Source organism: Halomicrobium zhouii (assembly GCF_900114435.1).
Classification (GTDB): Archaea; Halobacteriota; Halobacteria; order Halobacteriales; family Haloarculaceae; genus Halomicrobium; species Halomicrobium zhouii.
Genome location: NZ_FOZK01000001.1, coordinates 1,109,491 through 1,125,817, shown reverse-complemented (window position 1 = coordinate 1,125,817; position 16,327 = coordinate 1,109,491). Strand labels below are relative to the sequence as shown.

General features: G+C 68.3%; 16 protein-coding genes. 6 read left to right on the top strand and 10 right to left on the bottom strand.

Annotated features, from left to right (window positions below; genetic code table 11):
- Positions 1-136: 136 nt before the first annotated feature.
- Together BM337_RS05190 and BM337_RS05180 are read right to left on the bottom strand one after the other, a co-directional pair.
- Positions 137-904 (bottom strand): Nif3-like dinuclear metal center hexameric protein, encoded by a 768-nt coding sequence (locus BM337_RS05190; protein WP_089814569.1) that lies wholly within the window; start codon positions 902-904, stop codon positions 137-139.
- A 173-nt stretch (positions 905-1,077) separates the two neighbouring features.
- Positions 1,078-1,452, bottom strand: a complete 375-nt coding sequence (locus BM337_RS05180) for a CBS domain-containing protein (protein ID WP_089814567.1) — start codon at positions 1,450-1,452, stop codon at positions 1,078-1,080.
- Positions 1,453-1,549: 97 nt separating this feature from the next.
- On the opposite strand from BM337_RS05180, the gene BM337_RS05175 reads away from it, so the two are divergent.
- A complete protein-coding gene (locus BM337_RS05175; RefSeq protein WP_089814565.1) occupies positions 1,550-2,038 on the top strand; it encodes a GNAT family N-acetyltransferase in 489 nt (162 codons plus the stop codon).
- Here BM337_RS05175 and BM337_RS05170 read toward each other — a convergent pair.
- The 4 genes from BM337_RS05170 to BM337_RS05155 form a co-directional block, all read right to left on the bottom strand.
- Positions 2,035-2,808, bottom strand: coding sequence for a hypothetical protein (locus BM337_RS05170; protein ID WP_089814563.1), 774 nt, complete (start codon positions 2,806-2,808; stop codon positions 2,035-2,037). The genes BM337_RS05175 and BM337_RS05170 overlap by 4 nt on opposite strands.
- A gap of 255 nt (positions 2,809-3,063) precedes the next feature.
- Positions 3,064-3,876 (bottom strand): arginase family protein, encoded by an 813-nt coding sequence (locus tag BM337_RS05165; protein ID WP_089814562.1) that lies wholly within the window; start codon positions 3,874-3,876, stop codon positions 3,064-3,066.
- A 15-nt stretch (positions 3,877-3,891) separates the two neighbouring features.
- Positions 3,892-4,266: a translation initiation factor IF-5A gene (locus BM337_RS05160; protein WP_089814560.1), complete on the bottom strand. Its 375-nt coding sequence runs from the start codon at positions 4,264-4,266 to the stop codon at positions 3,892-3,894.
- Positions 4,267-4,360: 94 nt separating this feature from the next.
- Positions 4,361-5,914: a hypothetical protein gene (locus BM337_RS05155; protein WP_143117641.1), complete on the bottom strand. Its 1,554-nt coding sequence runs from the start codon at positions 5,912-5,914 to the stop codon at positions 4,361-4,363.
- Positions 5,915-6,128: 214 nt separating this feature from the next.
- Here BM337_RS05155 and BM337_RS05150 point away from each other — a divergent pair, with 214 nt between their 5' ends.
- The 4 genes from BM337_RS05150 to BM337_RS05135 all read left to right on the top strand — a co-directional run bounded on the left by BM337_RS05150 (position 6,129) and on the right by BM337_RS05135 (position 11,414).
- Entirely contained in the window at positions 6,129-7,001 is an 873-nt protein-coding gene (locus BM337_RS05150) for an FHA domain-containing protein (protein WP_089814554.1), read from the top strand.
- Between the two features lie 137 nt (positions 7,002-7,138).
- A complete protein-coding gene (locus BM337_RS05145; protein WP_089814552.1) occupies positions 7,139-8,341 on the top strand; it encodes a vWA domain-containing protein in 1,203 nt (400 codons plus the stop codon).
- A gap of 38 nt (positions 8,342-8,379) precedes the next feature.
- Positions 8,380-9,633, top strand: a complete 1,254-nt coding sequence (locus BM337_RS05140) for a serine/threonine protein kinase (RefSeq protein ID WP_089814550.1) — start codon at positions 8,380-8,382, stop codon at positions 9,631-9,633.
- 2 nt (positions 9,634-9,635) lie between these two features.
- Positions 9,636-11,414 (top strand): protein phosphatase 2C domain-containing protein, encoded by a 1,779-nt coding sequence (locus BM337_RS05135; protein ID WP_089814548.1) that lies wholly within the window; start codon positions 9,636-9,638, stop codon positions 11,412-11,414.
- Positions 11,415-11,471: 57 nt separating this feature from the next.
- Here BM337_RS05135 and BM337_RS05130 read toward each other — a convergent pair whose 3' ends face one another.
- The 4 genes from BM337_RS05130 to BM337_RS05115 all read right to left on the bottom strand — a co-directional run bounded on the left by BM337_RS05130 (position 11,472) and on the right by BM337_RS05115 (position 15,207).
- A complete protein-coding gene (locus tag BM337_RS05130) occupies positions 11,472-13,205 on the bottom strand; it encodes an ABC1 kinase family protein (RefSeq protein ID WP_089814546.1) in 1,734 nt (577 codons plus the stop codon).
- 13 nt (positions 13,206-13,218) lie between these two features.
- Positions 13,219-13,578, bottom strand: a complete 360-nt coding sequence (locus tag BM337_RS05125; RefSeq protein WP_089814543.1) for an Hsp20/alpha crystallin family protein — start codon at positions 13,576-13,578, stop codon at positions 13,219-13,221.
- Positions 13,579-13,651: 73 nt separating this feature from the next.
- Positions 13,652-14,431, bottom strand: coding sequence for a GIDE domain-containing protein (locus BM337_RS05120; protein ID WP_089814541.1), 780 nt, complete (start codon positions 14,429-14,431; stop codon positions 13,652-13,654).
- 89 nt (positions 14,432-14,520) lie between these two features.
- Complete coding sequence (locus BM337_RS05115; RefSeq protein ID WP_089814540.1) at positions 14,521-15,207, bottom strand: HAD family hydrolase; 687 nt, start codon at positions 15,205-15,207, stop codon at positions 14,521-14,523.
- A gap of 141 nt (positions 15,208-15,348) precedes the next feature.
- Here BM337_RS05115 and BM337_RS05110 point away from each other — a divergent pair, with 141 nt between their 5' ends.
- Entirely contained in the window at positions 15,349-16,326 is a 978-nt protein-coding gene (locus tag BM337_RS05110) for a CPBP family intramembrane glutamic endopeptidase (RefSeq protein ID WP_089814538.1), read from the top strand.
- Position 16,327 lies beyond the last annotated feature (1 nt).

Here is a 16,327-nt window from a genome sequence, read left to right as displayed (position 1 = left end):
CCGTATTGAGCGCGGTGGTCGGCGGCGCTCCGGCGCTGTTCCGGCGCCACTCCGGGACTCTTCCGGCGAGGTCGCCCGAATGAGCGCAAAACGTAGCGGTATAGTCCGCCCGGCCGACGACAGGTCGGACCGGCTCCTACAGCCCGGTCGGGAGGTCGACGTACGTCGTCTCCAGGCCCCACTCCTCGACGAGGGACTGGAGCGACCGGACGCCGAACGTCTCCGTCGCGTAGTGGCCGGCGAGGACGACGTTGATGCCCGCTTCGCGGGCCTCGTGGAAGGCCTTCTGTTTGCCCTCGCCGGTGACGAGCGCGTCGACGCCCGCGTCGGCGGCCTCGCCCAGCCAGTCGACGCCGCTGCCCGTGACGATGGCGACGTCCCTGATCTCGTCGGGCCCGAAGTCCAGCGCCCGGACCTCGCCGTCGCCGGTGTCGAGTTCGTCGGCCAGCAGGTTCCGGAGTTCGTCGACGGCGTACGGTTCGCTCGCGGTGCCGCGCTGGCCGATGACCTCGGGCCCGAGCGAACCGAACGGTTCCCGGTTGCCGAGGTTGAGCACGTCGGCCACGCCCGCAGCGTTGCCGAGTTCCTGGTGGCCGTCGAGCGGGAGGTGGGAGACGTACAGCGGCAGGTCGTGTTCGACCAGCGGCGCGATTCGGCGGTAGTTCGATCCGGTGACTCGCTCCATATCGCCCCAGATCAGCCCGTGGTGAGTGACGAGCAGGTCCGCGCCGGCGTCGGCCGCACGCTCGACGGTCTCGACGGCGGCGTCGACGGCGACGGCGACGTGCTCGACCGTTCCCGACTCCGGACCGACCTGGAGCCCGTTGGGGCTGGCGTCGAGGTCGGCGTACGCCGCAGTGTCGAGTCGCTCGTCGAGGCGTCCCGTCAGTTCCGAGAGTTCCATGGCCAGTGCTTCTGGGGCCTCGGTCGTATGCCTTCGGGAAGCAGGCGGCAGGGGAGGCGGGGGAGCCGGTTCGAGAGCGGGCGTGGGAGTGGGAGCGGGAGTGAGAGCGGGAGCGGAAGTGGGAGCGGGAGTGGGAGCGGGAACGGGAGCGGGAGCGGGAGCGGACCCCGCAGTCAGGAGAGCTGTGCGGTGACGTCGGTCGAGGAGATCATCCCGACGTAGCCGTCGTCGACGACCGGCAGGTGCTGGATCTCGTACATCGTCATCATCGCCGCCACCTCCTCCATGTAGAGGTCTGGCGTCACCGTCTCGACGGACTCCGTCATCACGTCACGGACCTCCGCCTCCGTCGGATCCCGTCCCTGGGCGACGCTGTCGAGGATATCCGTGCTGGTGATGATCGACCGCGGCCCCGTCGTCACGACGAGTGCGCTGATGTCCTTCTCGCGCATGCGCTGGGCGGCCTCCTTCACGCTCGCGGACGGCGCGATGGTCTCCAGTGGCGTCGACATTACCTCCTTCACGCGCGTCTTCTGCTGGGTGTCCATACGTATCGAACACGTCCAGAGTTTATGTGTCTTGTCACCGAGTGACACACAGTCCTGCCTGAGCAACACGTATGGTCGACCCGGCGGTCCCCCCGACATGGAACTCGTCGAGGCGACGGCCGAGGACGTCGACGTGCTCGCGGCGTACTGGTTCTCCCTCGCCAGCGAGATGGAGCAATACTCGACCCTGAACGAACTGGCCGTCGAGGGGCCGGCGGACGTGGAATCCGGCTTCGAGGAGCTGCTCGACGGCGACGACACCACCCCGTTCCTGCTCGACGTCGACGGGACGACCGTCGGCTATCTCCTGCTCCGTCGCGACGAACACCCGACGCGGGAGCTATCGGAGTACGCCACCATCGTCGACCTGTTCGTCGAGGAGTCGCACAGGGACCAGGGACTCGGGAGCGAAGCCATCGACGCGGCGAAACGAGTCGCGGCCGAGCGCGGCGCCGACTACCTCACGGTGTCCTGCGAGTGGGGCAACGACGGCGCCAGACGGTTCTACGAGACGAACGGCTTCACGGCAAAGCAGGTGACCTACGCCCAGGAACTGGAGACGACGGCCAGGGGCGACGACGGCTAGTTCCCGTCGACGATCTGGCCGTTCTGCTCGCCGATGAGCCCGCGGTCGACGGCGGCGTCGACCACCGTGTCGAACTGCGACTCGCTCATGTCGTAGGCGTTGACCGCGACGGCCTTGATCTCCGCGCGGTCGACCGGGAACTCCCGGTTCTGGAGCAGGCGCATGACCTTGGTGTTCTCCAGCGCGGTCATCGACGGCCGGCCGTCGCCTGCTTCGCCACCGTTGCCGCCGGTGTCGCCCGACGCCTCTGTGCCCTCGCTCGCGTCTGTGGATCCTCCGCCGTTACCGTCGCTCGGCCCGCTGTCGTCCCGGATAGACTCCGCGTTGCCCGAGACGCTCCGCCGACCGCCCGCTGCGGTGCTCGTGGTGTAGGTGACGTCGTCGGACCCGTCGTCGTCGACCTCCTCGGTCGACGCGTCCCCGGTTGCGTGTCCATCGGCAGCGGCGGCCGCGCCACCGGTGTCGGCACTACCGCTGGACGACAGTTCGCCAGCGTCGACCCACCCCTCGTCGGCGAGCGGGTCCTCCCCCGCCGACGAATCGGCAGAGTCGGGTGTGCGGTCGTCAGCAGGGTCGGCCGATTCGGGGCTCTCGACGACCGACACGATGGTCTCGACGACAGTGCCGAGTTTCTGGCGACAGCCCTGGCAGAGCACGACGGTCTTCTGGTCGTCCGTCGTCGGGTGAAGGTCCTTGGGCACGACGGGGTACTCGTCCAGCGAGGCGTCGAGGGCGGCGCCGCAGAAGTAACACGAGGACAGTTGTTCCATGTTGCGAGTGTGTGCGTGGTCCTGGGGCTTAAATCTCCCACCTCTGATTCGCGGTCCTGGTTGTCGTCGGTGAGAGTCGTAGTGGTGGAGACGAAAGGGAGACCGACGACAACGTTACCGACGACAGCCTGAAAGCCCTCGGCCCGCTCGCTAGCAGTCAACGACAGAACAGCAAACACCTCGAAAGCCCTCGACGCGCTCGACTCGCGCGAACCACGCTTCCTGACCGCTCCGCAGCCGTCGTCCGACAGCGTATTAGAACGTATTCGCGTCCGCGTGGGAGAAGACGAACTCGCGGAGGAGTTTGGCGCCGAGGACGGCGGCCTGGCCGTCGTCGCGGTCGTTGACTTCGACGACGTCGACGCCGACGGCGTGGGGAGCGACCGACCTGACGACGTCGCGCATCTCGCGCGGTTCCAGGCCGAAGGGCTCCTTGGTGCCGGTGCCGGGCGCGTATCCTGGGTCGGCGGCGTCGACGTCGACGGAGAGGTACGCTCGCTCGCCGCTTCCCAGGTCCGGCGTCCAGTCGGCGACGTCCTCGGGCGGGACGACGGTCACGTCCGACTCGGCGGCGCGGTCCCATTCGCCCTCGCTGCCGGTCCGGGCTCCGAGAATCACGGCCCGGTCGGCGACGTCGAGGGCGTGGCGGGTGACCGTCGCGTGGCTCAGCGGGTTGCCGGCGTAGGCCTCGTACAGGTCCAGGTGTGCGTCGAGGCAGACGAAGACGTCGGGGTCGAGCGCGCGGACGGCGGCGACGGTGACGGTGTGCTCGCCGCCGACCAGCAGTGGGACTGTCTCCTCGTCGGCGTAGTCCCCGACGGTGCCTTCGAGGAAGTGGAGGTACTCCGCGACGTCGTCCGTCGGGCCGACGTCGCCGTGGTCGGCGACCGAGCAGTCGGTGAACTGTCGGCCCGTCCGCTGGTCGTAGTCGTCGAACGGCGTCGCAAAGTGACGGACGCGACGCGGACCGAAGCGGGCGCCGGGTTCGAACGTCGTCGAGGCGTCCAGCGGTGCGCCGACGACGACGTAGTCGGCCCCTGCCGGGTCCGCGTTCGCGCCAGGAAACATCCTGCGAACCTCGCTTCAGACGATCTTCCGCTGCTCCTCGTACTCGAGGTACTCGATCTCGTCGTCGGGGTTGAGCTCCTCGTCCTCGGGGATGCGCATCGTGAACGTGTCGTAGGTCTCGAGGTCCATGACCTGCGCGTCGTCGCCGGTGACCGAGACGACCTGGCCCTGCTTTCGCTCGATGATGGGCACCCAGACCTTCTGGTCGACCGGCTGGGAGAAGGATCGCTTCTTCGCGTCGAAGACGCCCTTGCCCTCGACGCGGGCCTTCGCGCTGCCGTGTTTGCCCGGCTTGGCCGTGCTGTAGGCCGTAATCTTGCAGGGAGTGTCCTCCATCATCACGTAACTCCCCTCGTCGAGTTCGCGAACCTCGGTCTGCTGTCGTGGCATGTCACCCGGTTATCTATCTGCCAGTATAAACGATTTGCATTCCCTTCGGCACCGTCGCGACGCCCGCTGGCCGGCCGGGAGGACGGCCCTCGATTTACAGCTCGTGGCCACACAGCGGACAGAAGGCGTACGTCCCGTCCGACGGGACGTCGGCTTCGCACGCCGGACAGGTCTCGACGGCCGCGCCGTCCGACGACGCCGCGTCCCCGGACCCGGGCTCGGGAGTGTAGATTCTGGTCTGGGAGTCGTCGCCCTCGGCGGCGCCCGAAGACGCCGCTTCGTCCGACTCCGAATCGGCGTCTCCTTCGTCGCCGGAGGATTCGCCGGACGGTGCCTCCCCCTCGCTGGTCGACGTGGACGGCGCTTCTGTCGCGCTCGCCGGATCGGCGTCGGATTCAGTGGCCTCACTGTCAGCGGTTTCGTCGTCGTCCGGATCAGCGTTCGCTTCCTCGGCACCGACGGCCGCCTGCGCTCTGTCCGCGGATCCGGGGGTATCGCTCCCGGACGAGGAGGTATCAGCCGTGGAACTGGTCGACGCCGTCGATGCTGTCGTTGCCGCGTCCGACGTCGACGGATCTGATTTCGGGGACGATGGCGACGATGACGATGGCGACGATGACGATTGCGACGATGCCGATGGCGAGGCGTCCGACGAGGGAGTGGCGGGGGGCCGGGGCCCCAGGTCGACGCTCTCCCGCGGTGACCCGCTGGGAGCGTCCCGTCCCGCGCCGTCCGAACGGCTTCCCCGACTCCCGACCGGCGTCGGAACCGGCGGTGCGTCGGGGGGAACGCCGGTGTCGGTCCGCCGTCGTCGGTCCGCCACGTAGTCGCCCAGACGATCCGTCGTCGCCAGCGCCACGTCGGTGAGCGTCGGGACCGAAACCCGCCGCTCGACGGCGCGAACCCAGTCGTCCGGGACCGACACACCGACCCGGGGGAGATCGGGGTCGGGCACGTCGACGCGGTCCGTCCGCCAGAGATACCGATAGACGCGGAACGCTACGGCGATGACCAGCGGAAACGCCACCAGAAAGCGCCCGTCGCGGGGTAACAGACCCCACCCGGGCGTCGCCAGGAGGAGGCGTCCGGCGTCGTCGAGCGGCCCGAACAGAACGCCCTCCGTGAGGACCGTGACGAGCGTGACGACCGTCGGGACCCCCGCCACGACGCCCGTGAGTTCCCCCAGGCGCGCGAATCTGGCGGTACCGGACCACGCGGCAATAGTTCGATAGGCGAGTGCGTGTGCGGAGACGACGGCGATGCCGAGCAGCGGCCACGGGGATTGCAGGGATGCCTTCGCGTAGACGACGTATCCGAGCGGGACAGCGACGCCGACCAGCGGACCGACTGCGAGGAGGAACGGTCCGTCGGGCCCCGGCGCGCGGTCGAGAAACCGCCGGTACTCGACGACGACGAACCTCGCGGCGGCGAGCAACACCAGTAGCGCTGTGACTGCGACGAGGTGAGTTCCGACGGTGCCGAACGCGGGACCGATCCCAGCCCGGCTCGCGCCGGCGTCGAGCGCGTGGACGGCCACCGCAGCCACCAGAAGCACGGCAGCCGTCCCGAGAATCGCGGATAGCCCCACGAGGAACTCGAGGAAGGCGAGGGTGGCCTGTGCCGTCAGCGTTCGTTTCGCGGAGCGCACGTGAATCATTCGCGAGAGTGCGCCCGTAAATATTTTCCAACGTTCAGTCTCGCCTACAGGTGCCAGTCCGCTCGGGCGGCGTCACCCCAGGTATCGCCGCGAACCAGCCCGATCAGCGGCGCGTGGGTGACCGCATCCGCAACGAAAACGAGACAGTTAATTTAACAGTGCACCATATCTTTTTTACACCCCTCCGTCAACTGGTCAAAGAAACATGTCCGATCAATCCGAACTGGCGTGTGTTTCGTGCGAGACGGCGTTCGACCCAGCACCGACCGGCGGGTTCTGTCCCGACTGCGACACGCCTCACCCGGACTTCGAGCACGGCGAGGCCGACGACGCGGACGACGCCGAGGAAACAGGAGACGACGAGGTCAAGGCCGAGGAGGCGGAAACCGGGGCGACCGAACCGACCGACGAGGAGGCGACGACCTCCTCCGACGACGGAGCGGCACCGTCGTACTGCCGTGAGTGCGGCGCGGCGATCGGTGCGGAGAGCGCGTCGTCGGACACGACGGAGTGCTCGGACTGTGGGCGGACCGTCGCCGCCGACGCGTCGTACTGTCCCGATTGCGGCACGGCGATCGAGGCCGACGAGACGGCAGACGGGCCCGAGGACGAACCGACCGTGGTGGCCGACGCCGACAGTGACGAGGCCGCAGGCGATGACGCGGCGACGGACGACGACGCAGCGGCCGCCGAGGCAGAGACGCAGGACGCTGGAACCGAAGACGCACAGACGGACGTCGAGTCGCCGGACTCCGGGGACGCAGAATCGGTGCCCGAAGAGATTACGCTCGTCGTCAACGGCGAGTCCTACACCTTCGGGGACGGCGACACCTTCGGCAGGGAGGACGAGGAGTGGCTCGAGGATCTCGTCGTCGCGGGCGGCGGCGCGGACGCACTCTCCTACATCTCCAGCGAGCACGTCGAGTTTGCCATCGAGGACGACGGCGTCTACGTGACCGACGTGAGCCGGAACGGGACGCTGCTGAACTCCACGAAGATGGAGGGCGGGACCGAACAGGTTTCGGACGGGGACTTCCTCACGCTCGCCGGACGAGCCGAGGTCGAGGTCCAGTTCTGATAGCCGACCCGGTCACCCCCGAGCGGACGTGGCACACTCGTCCGGATCGCCGGACGGAACGTAGACGTGCGTCGAATATCTAAACCAAGTATCAGTATCCGTTAAATTTATCTCCGAAAGCGTTGCCAGATAGGAGCATGCCGACCGAGATTTCCGCGACTGTAAATCGACCGTACGTTCCGGAGTCGGGTGGGGGGATCACCTGTGAGCTGGACATCACGCCGCAGGCACAGGGGCAGGCCGCGGAGCGCCACATCGCGCTGTGTATCGACAGCAGCGGCTCGATGGCCTACGACGACAAGCTGGACCACGCCCGCGACGCGACGGAGCTCGTCTTCGGCATCCTGAACGACGACGACTACCTGAGCATCGTCACCTTCGACGAGGACATCGAAGTGGTCATGGACGCGACCCGGTGGGGCGACATCGAGCGCGAGGAGGCCGAGGAACGCCTCCAGGAGATCACGACGACCGGCGGGACGGACATCTATTCGGCGCTGGAGGAGGCCGAGGACATCCTCTCGGGGCTGGAGCGCGGCGAGTCCATCTCCAAGCGCGTCCTGTTGCTCTCGGACGGCCGGGACACCCGGGCGACGGCCGCCGACTTCGAGCCGCTGGCCCAGGACCTGACCGACGCGGGCATCTCCATCTACTCGGCGGGCCTGGGGACGAACTACGGCCAGGACACCATCCGGACGCTCGGCGAGTTCTCCCAGGGGCGATGGGCCCACGTCGAGAACCCGGCCGACATCCGCTCCTTTTTCGGCGACGTCGTCCAGGAGGCCTCGACCGTCCTCTCGAACAATCCAGAACTCGTCCTGGAGACCGTCGACGGCTGCGAGATCGGCCAGGCGTTCCGGCGGCTCCCACAGGTCCAGAAGATCCCGCTCGAACACGAGGAAGGGAAGACGATCATCGGGCTCCCGGACCTCCAGGACCGGGAGGAACAGCAGGTCGTCCTGGAGATGGACGCGCCGCCGAACGACGTCGGGACCGAGGAGACGCTCGTCGACGTGACCCTGGAGGCAGGGTCGAACTCGGCCGAGACCGCAATCGCCGTCACCTACTCGGACGACGAGTCCGAGCTGTCGGTCCACGACGAGGACGTCACCGTCGCCTACTACGACACCGACCTCCGGACGCGGATCGCCCACGCCGACTCCCAGGACGAACTGGAGGCGGTCAAGGCCAAGATCGACGAGACCGAGGTCATCACCGGCGAGACGGAGATCGCCGACGCCCTCCACGAGAACGTCACTCGCATCGAGGAGGGCGACGAGAGCCAGGCCCGGCAGGTCAAGGAGAACACCACCGGCGTCTACGACCCCGATGAGTACTAGCCGACCGGGCCGCGAGGATGTCTGAGGTATCACGTCCCATGTCCGAACCAACGCCGGGCGACGAACTCGCCGGCCGGTACGTCCTGCGCGAGGAGATCGGTCGCGGCGGGTTCGGCGTCGTGTGGAGCGCCGACGACCGCGAGAGCGGCGGCATGGTCGCGCTGAAACACCCCAACTACGAGGGGTCGACGCCGGACGAGCTCGTCGAGAAGTACTTCGAGCGGGAGACGGACATCTTAGAGGAGATCCGCGAGGCCGGCGAACACGACAACATCATGAGCTACTACGGCCGGGAGGAGGGCTTCGGGATGCCGTTCCTGGTCGTCGAACTCATCGAGGGCGCCGAACTCGGCGAGGTCGTCCGGGAGGACGGGCCGATCACCGACCCCGACGAGGTCCGCGAGATCGGGATCGGGATCTGTGACGCCCTCTCCTTCCTCCACGACCACGACATCATCTACCGCGACCTGAAGCCCGACAACATCATGCTGAACGGGGACAGGGACCCGAAGCTGCTGGACTTCACGACGGCGAAGGGTACCGTCACGAGCGACGACATCCCCTCATTCACGGGCAACGTCACGTCCCAGCCCGTCCAGGGCTCGACCGGCGACTCGACGGTGCCGGGGGAGTTCAAGCCGCCTGAGCTGAACCGCGACGCCGAGCAGCGACAGGGGCCCTGGAGCGACGTCTACTCCATCGGGAAGCTGCTGTGCTTTCTCCAGGTTGGATGGGTGCCGGACGACGACAGCGTCGCGCCCAGCCAGTTCGGCGTCGACGGCGCCGACTACCTCGACGAGATCGTCAGGAACGCGACCCAGCACGACCACGCCGACCGGTACTCCAACGCCTCGATGCTCAAGACCGCCCTCGAGGACCGGGACTCGACGATGCCCTCGCAGGCGACCCTCGAGTGGCTCGGTCGCGCCGAGAAGTGGCGGATCAGCCCGGGCGACACCATCGGCCGGAAGACGGCGGACGGACCGCGGCCCTCGATCATGCTCGCCGACGGTCGTCACACGGCGCTGTCGGCGGTCCACTGCCGGTTCGTCACCGACGAGGACGGCGGCTGGCGGGTCGTCGACACGAGCCTCAACGGGACCTACATCAGCAAACACGACGAACAGGAGTGGACGCTCTTGCTCTCCGAGACGGGGCGGGAGCGCCAGCGCCAGGCGGGCGAATCGATCCCCAGCGACCCGGACGCCAGCGCCGCTCTGGAGCCCGGCGACGTCGTCGCGCTGGTCAGCCCGAGCTATCCCGAGCGATTCTACTTCCGATTCAGCCAGTGACCATGGAACACGCCAGCAGCGTCGACGTCGGCGCACGAAAGCGAGGGAGCGGCGGGATCAACGAGGACAGCGTCGCCACGACGGTCCTGGAAAATCACCACCGCGAGACCGGCCGATCGGTCGGTGTCTTCGTGCTCGCGGACGGCGTGGGCGGGGAGGCCAGCGGCGACGTCGCGTCGTTCCTTGTCACCTCCATCGTTCGCAAGCGCCTGACCGAGCGCCTCCAGGGGTCGGCGACGGACGTCCTGGAACGGTTCGGCATCGACGCCTACCCGGCGGACCCGCCCACGGTCGACGAGGATCCACGGGCGGTCCTCTCCGAAGGTCGGATCCGGAGCGCGATCAAGGACGGCGTCGACGCCGCCCACCGGAAGATCCAGGAGTACGCCTCGGCCATCGGCGGCCAGCCGGCGACGACGGTCGTCGTGGCGGTGTACGCCGACGGGAAGCTCCACTACGGCTGGGTCGGCGACAGCCGCCTCTACGTCGTCAACACGAAACGTGGGACGATCAGGCAGCTGACAGAGGACCACGCCGTCACCAACGTCCGGCTGAAACGGGGTGAGATCGAGGACGAGGCCTACGCCCGCGTCCACGAGGACGCCACCGCCATCACCAACGCCGTCGGCGGGTCCAGCGCCGGGAAGCCGAGCGTCGACGTCGAGTTCGGGACGACGGACGTCTTCCGCGAGGACGTGATCATGCTCACCAGCGACGGCCTCGTCGACGCATATCCAGACGTCAGACCACTCCGCAGGGAGTACGAGCGGGCCGAGGATACCGATCCGGTCTGCGAGAAGATCCGTGACACCCTGGTCACGGAAGACGAGATCATGGAACTCGTTCTCGGCGCCGAGGACCTGCACGGCGCCGTCACGGACCTGGTCGCGTTCGCCAACGAGCGCGGCGGGAAGGACAACATCTCGATCACGCTCGCCAGGGATCCGAACGCCCGGCCGACGCCGGAGTCGATGGTCTCCCGGGCCGAGACGGTCATCGAACCGGCCGACGACGGGAGCGAGGGCTACGATGGAAGCGATGACAGTGACGGGAACGACTCGACGCAGGCAGACGCGAGTAGCGACGGGCCGGAACCGGGCGGCTCGGCCGGCGACGACTCCCCCGACCCACCGGCGTCGGCGTCGACTGGACAGGAAACGAATGCCACCGGCGCGACCGACGCCGAGCCCGACGGGACCGGGTCCACGGGCGAATCCGACGACCCGGAGAGCGCCGCTGACCCGGACGCGTCCGGGAGTCAGGCCCACGACGTCGACGTCGTCTCGCTCGGGAGCGGGTCGCCGTCGGCGGCGCTCGCCGTCCCGAGCGAGGGGACGGTGTACGAAATCGCCGCCGACACCACCGTCGGACGGGGCGGCGAGTCGGACCAGGACCCCGACCTCGCGCTCGACGTCGCGACCGACGCGCACGTCGAACCGGTCCACGCGAGGATCACGTTCGACGAGAGCGGCCAGGAGTGGCAGATAACAGACCGGAGTTCCTCGGGGACCCACGTCGAGGTCGGCGACGGCGAGTGGCTACTCTTGCTCTCAGAGGAGGGGCTCGAACGACACCGCGAGTCCGGCTTCGACCCCGACGCGGCGACGGAGCGGTCCATCGAACAGTCGACCGCGCTCGAAGAGGGCGCCGCCTTCGTCGTCGAGGACCCCCGTGAGGACGACGCGATCACCTGCCGATTCTTCACGTCCGTCGAACTGGCCCGAGAGCGCCTGGCCGACGGGTCGGTCCGGGAGGCCGGTTTCGAGCGGTTCGTGCTGTAGTCGTCACCGTATGCTGTGGTCGTCGAAGAAGCCGGCGGACGGGCGGCCGGTCGGCGGTCAGTTCTCTCCGTCGTCTTCGCCGAACGTCAGCTGCTGGTCGGCCGCGCTGGATCCGGACCCGGCCCCGGACCCAGCCCCGGACCGTTCACGCATGCTCTGTCTGGTGAACTGCGGTTTCGCGCGGATGCCGCGGCGGCGACGGAACGAGTACAGCAGCGAGAAGCCGACGACGACGGTGAAGACGGCGGCGACGATCGTCGACGCGATGTTGTCCGCGACGGCGTAGAGGAACGCCGTCGAGAACACGCCGCTGGCCATGACCATCCCGAGCACGAGGCGGCGGGCGAGGTTGCCGAACAGGCCGCCGGGGTCCTCGAGTTCGACGTTGACTCTGAGTTCGTCGCGCTGGATGCGGTCGAGGGTCCCCTCCAGTTTCGGCGGGATGCGGACCGTCGACCGGGCCGCGTCCCTGAACTCGGTCGCGCGCTCCTCGGCGAACTCCCGGGCGCCTGCTGCCATGTGACCCTCCTCGCGGAGGTAGCCCGTCGCGACAGCGATGAAGTCGAAGTCCGGGTCGAGCGTGACGCAGACCCCCTCGACCACCGTCGCGACGCGGAGGACGAGCGCCAGGTCGGCCGGGAGGCGGAGCGGGAACTCGTACATGGTGTCTTCGACCTGGGAGACGATCTGCTGGACGCGATACTGCTCGATGTCCTCGCCGCGGGCGTCGGCGATGGCCAGTTCCATCACCTCGCCCATCACCTGGCGGTCGGCCTCCGGCGAGAGCGTCCCCATCTCGACGAGGGCGTCGAGGATGGCGTGGATGTCCTGGCTGGCGACGGCGGTGTAGAAGTCGACGATCTTCCCCTGGACGAACGAGTCGACCCGCCCGGACATCCCGAAGTCGTAGAAGACGAGGGTGCCGTCGTCCTGGACCGCGAGGTTGCCGGGGTGGGGGTCGGCGTGGAACACGCCGTCGTCGATGATCATCTGGAGGTAGGTCCGCTGGAGCGTCTCGGCGAGGGCCGTCCGGTCGACGGCCAGGTCGTCGAGCGCGTCGACGTCGTTGATCTTCGTCCCCGGGACGTACTCCATCGTGAGGACGCGCTCGGTCGAGTGCGATTCGAGGACCTCGGGGATGCGGACGTCCGGGTCGTCGGCGAAGTTCCCGCGGATCTCGGTGAGCATCCGGGCCTCGCGGTGGTAGTCCATCTCCTCGCGGATCGTCCGGTCGAACTCGTCGGCCAGCGTCTCCAGCGAGAACGAGCGGGACTCGTCGACGAAGTACAGCAGCACCGGGAGCGTCCACCGCACCACCCGGAGGTCGGCCTCGACGAGCGCCTCGATACCGGGCCGGCGGATCTTCACCGCCACCGGGTCGCCGTCGACCTCCGCGCGGTACACCTGGCCGAGGCTCGCGCCGCTGATGGCGTCGACGTCGAACTCGTCGAAGCGCTCGCCGACCGGGCCGAGTTCTGCCTCCAGTACCTCCTTCGCGTCGGCCCACGGCGCTGGCGGCACCCTGTCCTGGAGTTTGGTGAACTCGTCGATGTACTCCGGCGGGAGCACGTCGGGCCGCGTCGACAGCAGCTGGCCGAGCTTGATGAACGTCGGGCCGAGGGTCAGCAGCGAGTCCAGCAGCGTGGCCGCCCGGTCGCGGCGCTGTTCGGCCGTGACGCGCCGGGACGACCCGAAGAAGAGGAACCGGTTGCGGTCCCGGGCGTAGGCGGCCATCAGCGGGAGGAAGTGGCGCACGACGACGAAGAAGCGCCAGTAGGCGCGGAGGTTCACCAGCGGGCCACCCCTAGCGAGCGTCCTCGATGGGGATGGACGTCTGTCGGCCCGTCGTGGCCTTGGGCAAGCGGAGTTCGAGTACGCCGTCGGAGATATCGCCCTCGGCCCCCGACTCGGTCACGTCCGGCGGGAGCGGCAGTTCGGCGTCGAGGAACAGCGACCGGTCCTCGTTCACGTACTCGAACTCCTCGGGAACGGCCTTGGCCCGCTCGGCTTCGACCACGAGTTTGCCGCCCTCGATACTGACGGTCAACCCGTCGGCGGTGACCCCCGGCAGGTCCAGCACCAGCAGGTACGCGTCGTCGGATTCCAGCACGTCGGCGAACACCGCCTCGGGCAGGTCTCGTAACGCGTCACGGAGCGCTGACATGATACACGATTGGGGAGCCGCGACGAAAAAGGCCGTGGTCCGCTGTCAGGTCCCGAGTTCGCGACCGGGACCGCTACAACATCCCGACGCCGAACAGGGCGACGAACCCGAGGAACAGCGCCCCGAACCCGACGGTGACGAGCGCCCCCTTGACGATTCGCCAGGCCGTCGCCCGCTCGGGCGCGTCCGAAATGACGAACACCGGCGTCTGCTCACCGTGCCGGACAATGGCATTCACGACGCCGGACCCCCAGCCGCCGACGGGTTCGTCGAACGCCTCGCCGTAGACGTAGGCCGTCTCGCCGACGTCGAGGCGGCGCTCGACGAACTTCTGCTGGTTGCCCAGATGCAGTTCCAGCGGGCCGAAGTCGAGCGCCCCGTCCTGGGCCTCGACGTCTTCGGTGGCCTCGACGTACTGCCGGATCCGTTCGGGGGGTTCGTCGCCAGGATCGACCTTCGTGGTGTGGTCTCCGAAGTGGAGCGACGCGCCAGCGGGTTCGACACGGACGCGAGCGTCGCCGTCGTCGAGGAAGAAGGGCACCGCTTGCCCGCCCTCGACGAGAGTCTCCCAGTTGCTGTGTTTCCCCGATGAACGGAGTTCCTGGACCTCGTACTCGTAGGCGAGACACGACTGGCCGGAGAACGGCGCGGTAACGGTGCCGTCGTCTCCTTCGCGAGCGGTCCCTTCGATTTCGACCGGACCGGGGCGATTCGGCAGAGTGTAGACCTCGACCGGGTCGTTGCGCAGGATATGGTAGACGATGCGCAGGTCGCGGGCGCCGTACCAGACGATGGCGAGGCCCACGAAGAGGAACACCGCGAAGAGGACCGTCGTCACGGGATTCAGGGGCATGCGACCACACCCGTCGCAGAGTGGCTTAAAACCCGCGCGTCTTGTCGGGGAAGAAACCGGCGGTGCGGGGTCCAGTGGACCGGGATCAGTCAGTGGAGTTCGGTGAAGCTTGTGACCCGGTGGTCACCCATCACGCACTGGCCTCGCTCGTGGGGGTCGTGACGCTCGACGTGGACCGCGTCGAGGCCGGCGTTCCAGGCCGCGCCGACGTCGTCGGCGTCGTCACCGGCCATGACACCGGCAGGCCTCCGGCCTCCCGAGCTCCCGCTCGCTCCGCTCGCGGGAATCCCCGCGTGACCGTTGTACCCCACGCCCATGTCGGTCATCACCTGCTCGACCGGGCCGGGATCGGGCTTCCAGCCGATCTCCTCGGTACAGCAGACGACCGAGTCGAACCAGTCGCCGATGTCGAGTTCGTCGAGCACCGGGTCGGTGAGGTACTCCTGGCAGTGGGTGACGAGGCCGACGGGGCCGTCGATGGCGCCGACGAAGCGCTCGACGTCGTCGTAGAGGAACGTCGCGGACGCGCGGGCGAGGGGGTCCTCGACCTCGTGGAACGTCTCCCAGAACGTCACCGGGTCGACGCCGTGGCGGCGCAGGCACTGCTCGCGCGTGCCGCCCATACCGTACCAGAGGACGGTCACGTCCCGGTCCGTGAAGGTGACGCCGAGTCGGTCGCCGACCTCGGTCAGGACCTCGCGGGGGTAGGAGGGCTCGATGTCGACCAGGGTGCCGTCCAGGTCGAACACCCAGAAGTCGTAGTCGTCTCGGGGCATGCGGATCGTGTGACTACGCGAGTGACGAGTAAGTAGTTTCCGCCGAAGCCGGGACGAGCAGTGTCAGAGCCCATTCCAGCGGGACAGCGGAAGATGTCAATCGAGCCAACTCTTTTGCACCACCTGTTCGAAAATCTGAATATGGACGCGTTCCCCGACACCGACGGCCCTCTCGAACGGCGTCGGCTCGGTCTGTTCGTGACGTTCGCCTTCGGCATCGCCTGGGCGACGGCGGGCTACATCTACGCAAGCGGCGGCCTCACGGACAGTCCGACCGTCGTCGAGGCCGGGCCGCTCTCGCTCACGCTGGCTGGGATACTGCTCCCGACCGCCTACATGTTCGCGCCCGGTATCGCCAACGTTCTCACGCGCGTACTCACCCGCGAGGGGTGGGACGACCTCGGGCTATCCGTCGGCTTCTTCGACCACTGGCGGGCGTACGTCGCCGCCTGGTTCGCGCCGGGCGTCCTCACCGCACTCGGCGCGGCGCTGTACTTCGCCGTCTTCCCGCAGTACTTCGACCCAGCGGCGGAGTCCTTCGCGTCGGCCGCGGCCGGCGGCGCCGACGTCGGGATGTCGCCGCTCGCCCTCGTCGCCCTCACCGTCGGCGCAGCGGTCGTGATCAACCCGCTGGTCAATGCCGTCTTCGGCTTCGGCGAGGAGTTCGGCTGGCGGGCCTATCTCCTCCCGAAACTCGCGCCGCTTGGCCTCCAAGGCGCCGTCGTCGTCCAGGGACTGATCTGGGGCGCGTGGCACTGGCCACTCATCGCGATGGGGTACGAGTACGGCTTCGACTACGGCGGCTTCCCCTGGGTCGGATTCGTCGTCTTCCTGGCGTTCGCCCTCGCGGCGGGCACGTTCCTCGCGTGGCTCACCCTGCGGACCGGCAGCGTCTGGCCCGCCTCGCTGGGTCACGGCGCCATCAACGCTACCGCCGTCGTCGCCGTCGTCTTCGCCCGCGGGGACCCCGACTACCTGCTGGGGCCGCTCCCGATGGGAGTCGTCTCCGTCCTCCCGTGGCTCGCGCTGGCGGGCTACCTGCTGTCCAGGATGGAGGACGGTGCGCCGGCGGCGCGTTCGACGAGCGGCGTCCCGCCCGCAAGTTCGGCCGACGAGTAGC